Source organism: Serinicoccus sediminis, from assembly GCF_004153545.1.
Lineage (GTDB): Bacteria > Actinomycetota > Actinomycetes > Actinomycetales > Dermatophilaceae > Ornithinicoccus > Ornithinicoccus sediminis_A.
The window spans coordinates 53,002-66,008 of record NZ_SDVA01000006.1; the positions used below are offsets into that span (position 1 = coordinate 53,002).

The window sequence follows — 13,007 nt, forward strand, 5'->3', positions numbered from 1 at the left end:
GGGCGAAGCCCCGGCGGGGGTGCCCGACGGCGGAGCCCCCGGGGGAGGTGGAACACTGTCCATCTGCCGCGCGTTGACGGGCAGAAGATTCACTGCCGGACCACCGACCAGGAGGACCGGGGGACTCCCGTGGGCCCCCGAACGTCACTGATATGAGCACTGCCCCGACCAACAGGCCCAGCAAGCGGCCCAAGCCCAGCCCGTGGATGTGGGTCTTCCTCTTCCTCGGCCTCGGCATCCTGTGGTACTCGCTGCTGTCGCAGAGCCCCTACAGCAGGATCGACACCGCCGACGCGCTGCAGCTGATCGAGGACGGGAAGGTCGCCGAGGCGGTCGTCACCCCGGACCGGATCGACCTGACCCTGGAGGACGGCGAGACCTTCTCCAGCGACGACGTGCGCGAGACCGACCAGGTGCAGGCGTTCTACGTCGACGCCCGCGGCCCGCAGGTCATCGAGGCGCTGGACGCCAACCCGCCCTCGGAGCGGTGGACCGACGACCCGGCCCGGCAGAACGTCTTCGTCTCGATCCTGGTCAACTTCCTGCCGCTGCTGCTCATCCTGGCGCTCTTCCTGTGGCTGATGACCCGTATGCAGGGTGGTGGCCGCGGGGTCATGCAGTTCGGGAAGTCCAAGGCCAAGCTCGCGACCAAGGACATGCCGAAGGTCACCTTCGCCGACGTCGCCGGCTCCGACGAGGCGGTGGAGGAGCTGCACGAGATCAAGGAGTTCCTCTCCGAGCCGCGCAAGTTCCTCGAGGTCGGCGCCAAGATCCCCAAGGGCGTGCTGCTCTACGGCCCGCCCGGCACCGGCAAGACCCTGCTGGCCCGCGCCGTGGCCGGTGAGGCCGGCGTGCCGTTCTACTCCATCTCCGGCTCCGACTTCGTCGAGATGTTCGTCGGCGTCGGCGCCTCGCGGGTCCGCGACCTCTTCGAACAGGCCAAGGAGAACGCCCCGGCCATCATCTTCGTCGACGAGATCGACGCCGTCGGCCGGCACCGCGGCGCCGGCATGGGCGGCGGGCACGACGAGCGCGAGCAGACGCTCAACCAGCTGCTCGTGGAGATGGACGGCTTCGACGTCAAGACCAACGTCATCCTCATCGCGGCGACCAACCGTCCCGACATCCTGGACCCGGCGCTGCTGCGCCCGGGCCGCTTCGACCGGCAGATCGCCGTCGAGGCCCCGGACATGCTGGGCCGCCTGCACATCCTGCAGGTGCACGGCAAGGGCAAGCCGCTGGGCGACGTCGACCTCATGACCATCGCCCGACGCACCCCGGGCTTCTCCGGCGCCGACCTGGCCAACGTGCTCAACGAGGCCGCCCTCCTGGCCGCCCGGAAGAACGAGCAGGTCATCACCGACGCCGACCTCGACGAGGCGATCGACCGCGTCATGGCGGGCCCGCAGAAGCGGACCCGGGTGATGAGCGCCAAGGAGAAGAAGATCACCGCCTACCACGAGGGCGGGCACGCCCTCGTCGCGGCGGCGATGAACCACACCGACCCGGTGAGCAAGGTGACGATCCTGCCGCGCGGCCGGGCGCTCGGGTACACGATGGTGCTGCCGGCCGACGACAAGTACTCCACCACCCGCAACGAGCTGCTCGACCAGCTCGCCTACGCGCTCGGCGGGCGGGTGGCCGAGGAGCTCGTCTTCCACGACCCCACCACCGGCGCCGCCAACGACATCGAGAAGGCGACCGGCCTGGCCCGCAAGATGGTCACCCAGTTCGGGATGTCCGAGCGGGTCGGTGCGGTCAAGCTCGGCTCGGCCGGCGGCGAGGTCTTCCTCGGGCGCGACATGGGCCACGAGCGGGACTACTCGGAGAACCTCGCCGGTGTCGTCGACCAGGAGGTGCGCCGGCTCATCGAGGCCGCGCACGACGAGGCCTGGCACGCGCTCAACGACAACCGCGACATCCTCGACGCCCTCGTGCTGGAGCTGCTGGAGAAGGAGACGCTGAACGCCGACGCGATCGCCGAGGTCTTCAAGGACATCCGCAGGCGCCCGGTGCGCCCGGTCTGGCTCTCCTCGGACGCCCGCACGATCCACGAGGCGGGCCCGGTGCTCACCGAGGCCGAGCGGCGGGCCATGGCCAACGGCCACCACCCGCTGACCGAGGTCGGGGAGGAGAACCCCCCGTCCGAGGTGGTCCAGGTGCCCGAGGGCGGCCATGTCGACCCCGGTCACGCCTGAGGCCGGGGCGGGCGAGCCGCCCGCACACCGACCGGTCGACCACCCCCGCATCGAGGCGGCGGTCCGCGAGATCCTGCTCGCGGTCGGCGAGGACCCGGACCGGGACGGGCTGCGCGGCACGCCCGCCCGGGTCGCCCGGTCCTACGCCGAGATCTTCGCCGGGCTGCGGCAGGACCCGCGCGAGGTGCTGGGCACGACCTTCGACGTCGACCACGACGAGATGATCCTCGTCAAGGACATCGAGCTCTACAGCGTGTGCGAGCACCACCTCGTCCCCTTCCACGGCTCGGCCCACGTCGCCTACATCCCCGGGCGCGACGGCAGGGTCGTCGGGCTGTCCAAGCTGGCCCGGCTCGTCGACGTCTACGCCCGCCGCCCGCAGGTGCAGGAACGGCTGACCACCCAGGTCGCGGACGCCCTGGTCGACCACCTCGCCCCGCGCGGCGTGCTCGTCGTCGTCGAGGCCGAGCACCTGTGCATGTCGATGCGCGGGGTGCGCCAGCCCGGGGCGCGGACCGTCACCTCCACCGTCCGCGGCCAGCTGCGCAACCAGGCCACCCGCGCCGAGGCGATGAGCCTCGTCATGGGCCGCTGAGGCCGTCGTGACGCGGCAGCACACCTCGATCATGGGCGTGGTCAACGTCACCCCCGACTCCTTCAGCGACGGGGGTCGCTTCACGGACGTCGACGCGGCGGTCGCCCGTGGTCGGGAGCTCGCCGCTGCCGGCGCCGACGTCGTCGACGTCGGCGGCGAGTCGACCCGGCCCGGCAGCAGCCGGCCCGAGGAGCAGGAGGAGCGCGAGCGGGTGCTCCCGGTCGTCTCCGCCCTCGCGCAGCTGGGGTATGCCGTGTCCGTCGACACCATGCGCGCGTCCGTGGCGCAGGCCGCCCTGGAGGCGGGGGCGGTCCTCGTCAACGACGTGTCCGGAGGGCTGGGGGACCCGGAGATGGGGCCGATGGTCGCCCAGACCGGCGCCCGGTACGTCGTCATGCACTGGCGCGGGCTGCTGAGCGACCCCGCTGCCACCCACCACTACGACGACGTCGTGGGGGAGGTCTGCGCCGAGCTCACCGACCGGGTCGACGTGCTCCTGGGCCACGGGGTGCGGGAGGAGCAGCTGGTCCTGGACCCGGGGCTCGGCTTCTCCAAGGACGCCGGTCACAACTGGGCCCTGCTGGCCGGGCTGGACCGCGTCGTCGCCCTGGGTCTGCCGGTGCTCGTCGGGGCCTCCCGCAAGCGGTTCCTGGGCCGGCTGCCGGCCCGGCCGGGGGAGGCGCTCCCGGACGAGCCCAGCGCGCCGCAGGAGCGTGACGCCGCGACCGCCGCCACGAGCCTGCTCGCCGCGCAGGCCGGGGCCTGGGCGGTGCGCGTGCACGAGGTGGCGCCGACCCGCGACGCGCTGGCCGTGTGGGAGCTCGTGGAGGAGGCCCGCGGTGCGCGGTGACCTCATCCGCCTCACCGGGGTGCGGGCCCGCGGGCACCACGGGGTGTTCGCGCACGAGCGCCGCGACGGGCAGGACTTCGTCGTGGACGTGACCATGGAGGTCGACCTCGCCCCCGCGGGCGCCAGCGACGAGCTCAGCAGGACGGTCGACTACGGCGCGGTGGCCGCCGACGTCGTCGCCGTGGTCCAGGGCGAGCCGCGCGACCTCGTCGAGACGGTCGCCGAGGAGATCGCCGCGCGCGTGCTGGCGCGCCCCCTCGTCGAGTCCGTCGAGGTCACCGTGCACAAGCCGCAGGCACCCGTGGGGGTGCCCTTCCACGACGTCGCCGTGGTGGTGCGTCGGCGCACGGACGTGCCCGTCGTCATCGCGCTGGGGGCCAACCTGCCCGGCCCGGACGGGGCGGAGCCGGCGCAGACGGTCCGGCACGCCGCCCAGCGGCTGCGCCGGCTGCGGGGCCTGCGCGGTGTGCGGGTGTCCCGTTCCTTCCGGACCGCCCCGGTGGGTGGGGAGGCTGTCGCCGGGCAGCCGGACTACGTCAACGCGGTCGCCGTGGGCCGCACCAGCCTGGCGCCCGCCTCGCTGCTCGCGGCCCTGCACCGGGTGGAGGACGACCTCGGCCGCACCCGGGACGTGCGGTGGGGGGCGCGGACCCTCGACCTCGACCTCGTGCAGTACGGCGACCCCGCCACCGGCGCCGACGTGCGCAGCCACGACCCGGAGATCACGCTGCCGCACCCGCGGGCCCACGAGCGTGCCTTCGTCCTCGTCCCCTGGGCCGACCTCGACCCCGGGGCGAGCCTGCGCGTCGGCGAGGGCGTCGTGCTGGTGCGCGACCTCATACCCGCTGCTGCGGAGCAGCCCGTCGCACCGGTCGAGGAGACCGGGTGAGCGGGCAGGACGGCGTGCGGGGCGGGACGGGTGCCGTCGTGGCCGTGCTCAGCGGCATGGCCAGCTGGTTGCTGCTGCAGGTGGTGCGCTCGCTCGGCGGCGGCTACCCGACGATCTCGTGGATCGGCCTGGTGCCGCTCGTCGCCGTCGCGCTGCTCGTGCTCGTCATGTGCTGGCAGATCCGCCGCTACCTGCAGGGCCGGGGGGGCCTGCGCCCGTCCCCGCAACGCGGTCGCGGCACCCTCGTCGGGGCACAGGCGGCGGCGCTGGGTGGCGCCGCGCTGCTGGGCTGGTATGCCGCGAACGCCCTGGTCCACCTGCCGAACGCCGACGTCCCCAGCGAGCGGGCGCAGCTGGTGTGGGGTCTCGTGCACGCCGCCGTGGCGCTCGGGCTGTCGGTGGCCGGCTACCTCGGCCAGGCGTGGTGCCGGATCCCGCCGACCGAGCACGACGACGACGATGACGACGGGGTCGGCGACGGCGACCTCGCCTACGGCTGACGGCCGGCCGGAAGCCCACCGGGTCTGCGGGCGGACGTGCCGGTCCTGCCCACCTACCCTTCGGGACATCGCTTTCTGGGGAACGGGTCCCAGAAAGCGATGTCCAGAACTACTTGTCGATGTCCCCGACGACGAAGAACATCGACCCGAGGATCGCCACCATGTCGGCGACGACCGTGCCCGGCAGCATCTCGCGCAGCACCTGCACGTTGTTGAAGGACGCGGAGCGCAGCTTGAGCCGGTGCGGCACGGTGTCGCCGCGGCTGACGAGGTAGTAGCCGTTGAAGCCCAGCGGGTTCTCCGCCGCGAACCAGTGCTCACCGGCCGGCACCTTGAGCTTCTTGGGGAGCTTCGTGCTCACCGGTCCCGCACCGAGCTCGCGCAGCCGGGCCGTGCACGCCTCGACGAGGTCGAGGCTGACCTCGACCTGCTCGGCCAGCACCTCCAGCCGGGCGTAGCAGTCACCGGCCTCCCGGGTCACCACCCGCCCGGGGCCGCCCTCGGTGAACAGCTCGGCGTAGGCGAGGTAGGGCTCGTCCCGCCGCAGGTCCACGTCCAGCCCCGAGGCGCGGGCGATGGGCCCGGACACGCCGTAGGCCAGCACCGTCTCGAGGTCGAGCACACCGACCCCGCGGGTGCGCCCCTGCAGGATCTCGTTGCCCAGCAGCAGCCCCAGCAGGTCGGGCAGCCGCCCGCGGACCGTCGCGACCGCCGCGTCGACGCGGTCCAGCCAGCCCTCGGGGAGGTCGTGCAGCAGCCCGCCGACCCGGGTGGCCATGTAGTGCATGCGGCCGCCGGAGTACTCCTCCATGACGGCCTGGATCTCCTCGCGCTCGCGGAAGGAGTAGAACATCGGGGTGATGGCGCCGAGCTCGTGCGGGTATGACCCGAGGAACATGAGGTGGTTGAGCACGCGGCCGAGCTCGCTGAGCAGGGTCCGCGTCCAGGTCGCCCGCTCGGGCACCTCCATGCCGAGCAGGTGCTCGACGGTGAGGGCCACGCCGACCTCGTTGTTGAAGGCCGAGAGCCAGTCGTGGCGGTTGGCCAGCACCATGATCTGCCGGTAGTCGCGGACCTCGAAGAGCTTCTCGGCGCCCCGGTGCATGTAGCCGATGACCGGCTCGGCCGCGGTGATGCGCTCGCCGTCGGCGGTGATGCGCAGCCGCAGGACGCCGTGCGTCGCCGGGTGCTGCGGGCCGATGTTGAGCACCATCTCGGTGGTGGACAGGCCGCCCACACCGGTGGCGCCGAGGGTCACGTCCACGTCTCGGGTGCTCACGCCCTCACCCTATGCCCGGGTCGCGCCCGTCACCGGGCTGCGCACCGACCGGCACCAGCAGCCACCAGAAGTCGCCCAGCGCACCGCTGGTGAGGGTGGTGAGGGCCGCCCGGCGGGCCAACGCGTCGAGGTATGCCTGGGGGTCGGTCCGCGCGAGGGCGTGCGGCACCGGCGGGCCGGGGTCGCCCAGCAGGTCGTGCAGGACCTCGCGCTGGCGGACGAGCTGCGGCGGGTCCGTCGCCGGGCTGGTGCCGAGGGAGGCGAGGAGGGCGTCCACCGCGACGTGGGCGGTGAGGTCGCAGGTGCCGTCCGGCACCGGGGTGACCTCGCGGCCGGCGCGGAAGCCGGTGAGGGTGCCGCCCCGCGGCCGGTCGTCCGCGGTGTGGCCGTAGTCGACCACCACCACCAGGCCGCTGCGCACCCGGCCCAGGAGGTCGGCCAGCGCGGCCTCGCGGGGCCGGCCCACCTCGCCACGCCGGTCCGGGGCGCGATCCTCGGCCCGGCCAGGCCCGTCGTCGAGCCAGCGGCGCACCCAGGCGAGGTCCTCGCCGTGCACGACCGGGCCGAGCTCCTCGGTGCCGTCCGGGGCGACGTCGAGCGAGCGCCATACCCCGGCGTCGTCGCGGGCGACCACCGGGCAGGGCACGACGTCGAGCCACTCGTGCGCCACCACCAGCGTCCGCTCGAGGTCACGGAGGCCGCGGGGCAGGGCCGCGCCACCGGGGGAGACCAGCCAGGCGTCCACCTCGAGCGTCGACGGCCGGGGGACGACGTCGACCCCGGTGAGGTGCAGGGACGCGTCGAGGGTGCGGACCTGCGCCAGCAGCTCGCCGCGCCCGCAGCCGACGTCGACGACCCGGTCGCACCCGTGGCGGTGCGCCAGGGCGACGACCGCCTCGGCGAGCAGCGGGCCTGCCCCCGGGATGCCCCGGGCGGAGGTCGCGAAGTGCGCGGCGGGCGCTCCCTGCCGGTAGAACCCGTCGGCCGCGTAGAGCGCCTCCTGCCACGCCCGGTCCCAGGGCGTCGCGCTGTCGGGAGGTGCCGGGGCGCTCATCGCACTAGGGTGCCGCATCGTGGACCTTCTCGACATCGCCCGGATCGTGGGCGGCCTCGTCCTGCTCGTCGTGGGGGGCGAGCTCCTCGTGCGCGGGGCCTCCAACCTCGCCTCCCGCCTCGGCCTGAGCCCGCTGGTCGTCGGCCTGACCGTGGTGTCGGTCGCGACCTCGGCACCCGAGTTCGCGGTCACCGTCGGCGCGGTGCTCGGCGGCCAGCCCGAGCTCGCGGTCGGCAATGTCGTGGGCTCCAACATCGCCAACATCCTGCTCATCCTCGGCATCGCGGCGCTGGTGCTGCCGCTCGCCGTGCGCGAGCAGCTGGTGCGGATCGACGTCCCCGTCATGATCGGCCTCTCCGTCGCGCTGCTGCTCGTCGCGCGGGACGGGAGCATCTCCACCGTCGAGGGTCTCGTGCTGCTCACGGCGATGGTCGCGCACACCGTCCTCACCGTCGTCGTCAGCCGTCGGGCGCAGCGCCGTGAGCTGCGCAAGCGTCGCGCGCCCGCGGCCCGCGAGGGCGAGCCGATGAAGGTCCTCCCGGCCCTCGGCCTGGTGGTCGGCGGGGTCGCGCTCCTCGTGCTCGGGGCGAACCTGCTGGTCGCGGGTGCGGTGAACATCGCCGAGGCGCTCGGGGTCAGCGGCCTGGTGGTCGGGCTCACCGTGGTGGCCGTCGGCACCTCGCTGCCCGAGCTGGCGGCCTCGGTCATCGCCGCGGTGCGCGGCGAGCGCGACCTCGCGGTCGGCAATGTCGTCGGCAGCTGCATCGCCAACATCGGCCTCGTGCTGGGGGTGCCCGCGATCATCTCCTCCGGCGGGCTCCCGGTGCCCTTCCCGGCCATCGCCTTCGACATCCCGCTCATGGTCGCCGCCTCGGTCGCGCTCGCGCCGGTGGTCTTCACCGGCTTCACCGTGAACCGCTGGGAGGGTGGTCTGTTCGTGCTGCTGTACGCCGCCTACACCGCTTTCGTCGTGCTCAACGCGACCCGGCACGAGGCGCTGCAGGGCTTCGAGGTCGTCATGGTCATCTTCGTCCTGCCGCTCGTCGGCCTGACCCTGCTCGTCACCGCGACCTACGAGGTCGGCGTGCTCACCGAGCGGCGCCGGGTGCGCGAGAAGGTGGCCGCGGGCGAGCCCGTGCCGTGATGTCGTTTTCCTGCTAGACCGCGTGCTTCGGGTGCCGCACCATGGAGGAGTGCGCACCTCCCGCCTCCACCTCGACCACGACCGCTGCGCTGCGGCCGTGCGCAGCAGGGACCCCCGCTTCGACGGCTGGTTCGTCACCGGGGTGCTGAGCACCGGCATCTACTGCCGGCCCAGCTGCCCGGCCATCACCCCCCGGGTGCGCAACATGCGCTTCTACCCCAGCGCGGCGGCGGCCCAGGGCGCCGGGTTCCGCGCCTGCAAGAGGTGCCTGCCGGACGCCACCCCCGGGTCGCCGGAGTGGCACGTCCGCGGGGACGTCGTGGCCCGGGCGGTGCGGCTGGTCGCGGACGGGGTGGTGGACCGGGAGGGCGTCGGGGGGCTCGCCACCCGGCTCGGCTACTCCGTGCGGCAGCTGGAGCGGCTCGTGCATGCCGAGCTGGGCGCCGGTCCGCTGGCCCTGGCGCGGGCGCAGCGGGCCCAGGCCGCCCGCCTGCTCGTCGAGGGCACCGGCCTGTCCATGGTCGACATCGCCCACGCCGCCGGCTTCTCCAGCACCCGCTCCTTCAACGCGACGGTGCGCGAGGTGTATGCCGCCTCGCCCTCCGAGCTGCGCGCGGCCGCGGCGCGCCGCAAGGGGACCGGGTCGGGATCGACGGCGGGCGGGTCGGGTGCCACGGGGGCGGGGGCCCCGGTGACCATCTCCCTCCGGCTGCCCTTCCGCCCGCCGCTGCACGTGCCCAGCCTCTTCGGCCACCTGGTCGCGACCTCGGTCCGCGGGCTGGAGGACTGGTCGGACGGGGAGCTGACCCGCGCCGTGCGGCTGCCCGGTGGGCCGGCGCTGCTGGTGCTGCGCCCGGGCGACGAGGGGGAGCGGCACGTGCACGTCACCCTGCGGCTCACCGAGGTGGCCGACCTCGGTGCCGCCATCGGCCGCTGCCGCCGTCTCCTCGACCTCGACGCCGACCCGGTCGCCGTCGACGAGCACCTCGGGGCCGACCCGGCGCTGGCGCCGCTCGTCCGCGACCACCCGGGGGTGCGGCTGCCGGGAACCGTCGACGCCGGCGAGCTGGCGCTGCGGGTGGTCCTCAGCCAGCAGGTCTCCACGGCCGCCGCGGGCACGCACACGGCCCGGCTCGTCCGGGCGCTCGGCACGCCGCTGCCGGAGCCGATGAGCGGCCGGGTGACCCACCTCTTCCCGACCCCGGCCCAGGTCGCCGCGGCAGACGCGGAGGACCTCCCGGCCATGCCGGCCTCCCGGCAGCGGACGCTGCGCACGGTCGCGCAGGCGCTGGCCGAGGGCGGCCTGCGGCTCGACCAGGGGACGGACTGGCAGGAGGCGCGCGAGTCCCTGCTCGCGCTCCCCGGCGTCGGCCCGTGGACGGCCGAGATGGTCCTGCTGCGCGGGCTCGGCGACCCGGACGCCTTCCCGGCGACCGACCTGGGGGTCAAGGTCACCGCGGCCGCCGCCGGCCTGCCGACCGGCCCCCGGCTCATCGGGCACGCCGAGCACTGGCGGCCCTGGCGCAGCTACGCCACCGCCGTCCTCTGGGCCGCCTCGGACCACGCGGCCGCCCGCCTGCCCACGCACGCGCCCCCGCCCCGCCCGGGCGACGGCATACCCCCCACCACCCAGGAGACAGCATGACCGTCCACCTCACCACCGACTCGCCCGTCGGGCCCCTGCGCCTGGTCAGCGACGGAGAGCAGCTCACCGGGGTCTTCTTCGCCGAGCACCGGCACGCCCCCGACGACCTCGGCGCCGAGGTCGACGAGGCGCAGGCCCCCCCGGTGCTGCGGGAGACCGTGCGGCAGCTGCGGGAGTACTTCGCGGGCGAGCGCACGGACTTCGACCTGCCGACCGGCGCCCCGGGCACCGACTTCCAGCAGCGGGTCTGGGCCCGGCTGCGGGACATCCCCTACGGCCGGACCTGGTCCTACGGCGAGCTGGCGCGGGCCCTCGGCCGGCCCGGGGCGGCGCGGGCCGTCGGTCTGGCCAACGGTCGCAACCCGCTGTCGATCGTCGTGCCCTGCCACCGCGTGGTCGGTGCGGACGGCGCGATCACCGGCTACGGCGGCGGAATGGAGCGCAAGCAGCTGCTGCTGGACCTCGAGCGGTCGCGGACCGCCCCCACCCTGCCCGTCTGAGCGGGGTCGACGGCGGGGCGTCGCGCGACGCGATGCCGGTGGTGCGCCCGGCGCCGACTACCCTGGGAGGGTGAGCGAGCCGACCCGTCCGAGCGTGCCCGAGACCGACCTGCCCGAGCAGATCGCGGTCCGGCAGGGCAAGCGCCAGGCGATGCTCGAGGCCGGGGTCGACCCCTACCCCGTCGAGCTCCCGGTCACCCACACCCTCGCGCAGGTGCGGGCGGGCTGGGCGCACCTGGAGACCGGCGAGGAGACCGGCGACGTCGTCGGTGTCGCCGGACGGGTCATGTTCGTCCGCAACACCGGCAAGCTCTGCTTCGCCTCGCTGCAGGCCGGCGACGGCACCCGGCTGCAGGCCATGCTCTCCCTCGCCGAGGTCGGTCAGGAGGCGCTGGACCGCTGGAAGGCGTGGGTCGACCTCGGCGACCACGTCTTCGTCGAGGGCCGGGTCATCAGCTCGCGCCGCGGCGAGCTGTCGGTCATGGCCACCTCGTGGCAGATGGCGTCCAAGGCGCTGCGACCGCTGCCGGTGCTGCACAAGGACCTGTCCGAGGAGCAGCGGGTGCGCCAGCGCTACGTCGACCTGCTCGTCCGCGAGGACGCCCGCCAGATGGTGCTCAAGCGGGCCGCGATGACCCGCGCGGTGCGGCGGGTGCTCGAGGACGACGGCTACGTCGAGGTCGAGACGCCGGTCCTGCAGGCCATCCACGGCGGCGCCAACGCGCGGCCCTTCAGCACCCACCTCAACGCCTTCGACCTGCCGATGACCCTGCGCATCGCGCTCGAGCTGCACCTCAAGCGGGCCGTCGTCGGGGGCGTGGAGCGGGTCTACGAGATCGGGCGCATCTTCCGCAACGAGGGGATCGACTCCACCCACTCGCCGGAGTTCACCATGCTGGAGTGCTACCAGGCCTACGGCGACCAGTTCACCATGGCCGACCTCATGCGGCGGATGATCCTGGCCGCCGCCGACGAGGTCGGCAGCCGGCAGGTCGAGACCGCGGCCGGGTCCATCGACCTCGACGGCGAGTGGGTGTGGCTGCCGTTCTACGACGGACTCTCCGCGGCGGTCGGTGAGCAGGTCGACGTCGAGACGCCGGTCGACGACCTGCGTCGTCTGGCCGCCGCCCACGACGTGCCGGTGCAGGCCGGCTGGGGCGCGGACAAGATCGCGCTGGAGCTCTTCGGCGACGTGGTGGAGCCCACCCTGGTCCAGCCGACCTTCGTGTGCGACTACCCGGCCATCGCGCAGCCGCTGGCCCGTCCGCACCGCGACACCCCGGGTCTCGTCGAGGCCTGGGACCTCGTCATCGGCGGGATCGAGCGCGGCACCGCGTTCTCCGAGCTCGTCGACCCCGAGATCCAGCGGGCGCGCCTCACCGAGCAGTCCCTCCTCGCCGCCGGCGGCGACGCGGACGCCATGCAGCTGGACGAGGACTTCCTGCGGGCGCTGGAGTACGCCGCACCGCCGATGGGTGGGCTCGGCATGGGGCTGGACCGGGTGCTCATGCTGCTCACCGGGACCGGGGTCCGCGAGACCATCCTGTTCCCCTTCCTCAAGCCGGAGGCGTGATGGGTGCGTTCCTGCACGAGGGGTGGATGATCCTGGCGGCGCTGCTGCCCTCGGCGGGGCTGCTCTACCTCTTCTACGTCGTCATGAAGCACATGGTGGAGGGCGACCGTCGGGAGCGGGCGGCCCAGCGTGCGGCGGACCGTGCCGCCGAGCGCGCCGCGGACCAGGCGCGCACCGATTCCCCGCAGCGCACCGACGCCGCCGAGTAACCATTTCCGGTGCCTCGCCGGAGCGATTTATCGGGAATGCCCAGGAATGCCGCCGCGTCGTTTGCCGACTTCGCCCCGGGCAGGAAAACCGCTAGTATTCTCGGGCGACGCAACCTGTAGCGTCACATGTCCCGCCCGAAGGAGAAGAAATGGCACAACGAGTGCAGGTCATCCTCGTCGATGACCTCAGTGGTGGGGAGGCGAACGAGACGGTCGAGTTCGCCCTCGACGGGGTGCACTACGAGATCGACCTGAGCGACGAGAACGCCGCGAAGCTGCGTGAGGACTTCGCGTCGTGGATCGGCCAGGCCCGCCGGGCCGGCGGTCGTCGCCAGACCCGTCGGCGCGGCGCCGGCGCGGCCTCCGCCTCCGGTGGTCGTAGCGACGAGCTCGCCAAGGTCCGTGAGTGGGGCCGGGAGAACGGCTACAAGGTCAGCTCGCGCGGCCGGGTCTCCCAGGAGCTCCAGGACGCCTACGCGGCGGCCCACTGACGCCCGACCGGACACCCGGAAAGGGGCCGGCCTCCTCCTCGAGAGGAAGGTCGGCCCCTTTTCCTCGCCCGTCGGCAGAA

The 13,007-nt window shown here is 73.9% G+C and carries 13 protein-coding genes; 11 read left to right on the top strand and 2 right to left on the bottom strand.

From position 1 onward, the window contains the following. The first annotated feature begins 152 nt into the window (after positions 1-152). Genes ftsH through EUS26_RS07235 form a run of 5 tightly spaced genes read left to right on the top strand, consistent with a single transcriptional unit; the run spans position 153 to position 5,032 of the window. Entirely contained in the window at positions 153-2,198 is a 2,046-nt protein-coding gene (ftsH, locus tag EUS26_RS07215; RefSeq protein ID WP_420329996.1) for an ATP-dependent zinc metalloprotease FtsH, read from the top strand. Continuing rightward, the gene (gene folE, locus EUS26_RS07220; RefSeq protein WP_130012647.1) at positions 2,176-2,793 is read left to right on the top strand and encodes a GTP cyclohydrolase I FolE; all 618 of its coding nucleotides are present in this window, start codon (positions 2,176-2,178) and stop codon (positions 2,791-2,793) included. Before ftsH ends, folE begins: the two co-directional genes overlap by 23 nt. A 7-nt stretch (positions 2,794-2,800) precedes the next feature. Continuing rightward, complete coding sequence (gene folP / locus EUS26_RS07225) at positions 2,801-3,643, top strand: dihydropteroate synthase (RefSeq protein ID WP_238148850.1); 843 nt, start codon at positions 2,801-2,803, stop codon at positions 3,641-3,643. Further along, the gene (folB, locus tag EUS26_RS07230) at positions 3,633-4,532 is read left to right on the top strand and encodes a dihydroneopterin aldolase (RefSeq protein WP_130012649.1); all 900 of its coding nucleotides are present in this window, start codon (positions 3,633-3,635) and stop codon (positions 4,530-4,532) included. The genes folP and folB overlap by 11 nt, the downstream gene beginning before the upstream one ends. Next, the gene (locus tag EUS26_RS07235) at positions 4,529-5,032 is read left to right on the top strand and encodes a DUF3180 domain-containing protein (protein WP_130012651.1); all 504 of its coding nucleotides are present in this window, start codon (positions 4,529-4,531) and stop codon (positions 5,030-5,032) included. The genes folB and EUS26_RS07235 overlap by 4 nt, the downstream gene beginning before the upstream one ends. Before the next feature lie 109 nt (positions 5,033-5,141). Here EUS26_RS07235 and EUS26_RS07240 read toward each other — a convergent pair whose 3' ends face one another. Then, entirely contained in the window at positions 5,142-6,311 is a 1,170-nt protein-coding gene (locus tag EUS26_RS07240; protein WP_130012653.1) for an NADH-quinone oxidoreductase subunit D, read from the bottom strand. 4 nt (positions 6,312-6,315) lie between these two features. Continuing rightward, positions 6,316-7,365, bottom strand: coding sequence for an SAM-dependent methyltransferase (locus EUS26_RS07245; protein WP_130012655.1), 1,050 nt, complete (start codon positions 7,363-7,365; stop codon positions 6,316-6,318). Positions 7,366-7,384: 19 nt separating this feature from the next. Between EUS26_RS07245 and EUS26_RS07250 the strand changes: the two genes are divergently transcribed. From EUS26_RS07250 to EUS26_RS07275, 6 genes are all read left to right on the top strand, one after another. After that, positions 7,385-8,509, top strand: coding sequence for a calcium/sodium antiporter (locus EUS26_RS07250; RefSeq protein WP_130012657.1), 1,125 nt, complete (start codon positions 7,385-7,387; stop codon positions 8,507-8,509). A gap of 49 nt (positions 8,510-8,558) precedes the next feature. Further along, a complete protein-coding gene (locus EUS26_RS07255; RefSeq protein WP_130012659.1) occupies positions 8,559-10,154 on the top strand; it encodes a DNA-3-methyladenine glycosylase 2 family protein in 1,596 nt (531 codons plus the stop codon). Next, on the top strand, positions 10,151-10,654 hold the full coding sequence (locus EUS26_RS07260) for a methylated-DNA--[protein]-cysteine S-methyltransferase (RefSeq protein WP_130012661.1): 504 nt from the start codon (positions 10,151-10,153) through the stop codon (positions 10,652-10,654). Before EUS26_RS07255 ends, EUS26_RS07260 begins: the two co-directional genes overlap by 4 nt. Positions 10,655-10,724: 70 nt before the next feature. Next, the gene (lysS, locus tag EUS26_RS07265; RefSeq protein WP_130012663.1) at positions 10,725-12,227 is read left to right on the top strand and encodes a lysine--tRNA ligase; all 1,503 of its coding nucleotides are present in this window, start codon (positions 10,725-10,727) and stop codon (positions 12,225-12,227) included. After that, entirely contained in the window at positions 12,227-12,436 is a 210-nt protein-coding gene (locus EUS26_RS07270; protein WP_238148859.1) for a hypothetical protein, read from the top strand. The genes lysS and EUS26_RS07270 overlap by 1 nt, the downstream gene beginning before the upstream one ends. Positions 12,437-12,585: 149 nt before the next feature. Next, positions 12,586-12,927 carry a histone-like nucleoid-structuring protein Lsr2 gene (locus EUS26_RS07275; RefSeq protein ID WP_130012665.1) on the top strand — a complete coding sequence of 114 codons (342 nt, stop codon included), beginning with the start codon at positions 12,586-12,588 and terminating at the stop codon, positions 12,925-12,927. Positions 12,928-13,007 lie beyond the last annotated feature (80 nt).

Excerpts from the sequence above, each read along its gene's own strand:
- ftsH (WP_420329996.1), top strand. The coding sequence starts at position 153 with ATGAGCACTGCCCCGACCAACAGGCCCAGCAAGCGGCCCAAGCCCAGC.
- folE (WP_130012647.1), top strand. The coding sequence starts at position 2,176 with ATGTCGACCCCGGTCACGCCTGAGGCCGGGGCGGGCGAGCCGCCCGCA.
- EUS26_RS07245 (WP_130012655.1), bottom strand. The coding sequence starts at position 7,365 with ATGAGCGCCCCGGCACCTCCCGACAGCGCGACGCCCTGGGACCGGGCG.
- EUS26_RS07260 (WP_130012661.1), top strand. The coding sequence starts at position 10,151 with ATGACCGTCCACCTCACCACCGACTCGCCCGTCGGGCCCCTGCGCCTG.
- EUS26_RS07270 (WP_238148859.1), top strand. The coding sequence starts at position 12,227 with ATGGGTGCGTTCCTGCACGAGGGGTGGATGATCCTGGCGGCGCTGCTG.
- EUS26_RS07275 (WP_130012665.1), top strand. The coding sequence starts at position 12,586 with ATGGCACAACGAGTGCAGGTCATCCTCGTCGATGACCTCAGTGGTGGG.